This window comes from Christiangramia aquimixticola, assembly GCF_048285835.1.
Classification (GTDB): Bacteria; Bacteroidota; Bacteroidia; order Flavobacteriales; family Flavobacteriaceae; genus Christiangramia; species Christiangramia aquimixticola.
Window position 1 is genome coordinate 1 of the sequence record NZ_JBLVTL010000244.1, and the last position, 294, is coordinate 294.

Below are 294 nucleotides of genomic sequence, written 5' to 3' on the forward strand. Positions count from 1 at the left end.
CATCGGGATTGAGAGCTTTCACCCGGCCCACCGGAATGCTTCAGACAGTGCTCTATCAAAAAGTCATTGACCAGGTCTCGGGACATCTGACTTGGCTTCATTTGTATTTTCAGGGAGAGCCCTTTCTACATCCTGGGTTTTTGGATCTGGTCAAGTATGCGGATGGTAAGGGTATTTTCACTTCGACCTCGACCAATGCTCATTATTTTACCGAAAAAAATGTCTCTGAAATTCTGGGTTCTGGGCTGAAGCAACTGATCGTCTCGATGGATGGTATTTCACAGGAGATCTATG

The 294-nt window shown here is 45.9% G+C and carries 1 protein-coding gene; it reads left to right on the plus strand.

What is annotated here, in order from left to right; genetic code table 11:
• Nucleotides 1-294: radical SAM protein (locus ACNKXV_RS14325; protein ID WP_417908384.1), on the plus strand; the 294-nt coding region annotated here is incomplete at both ends.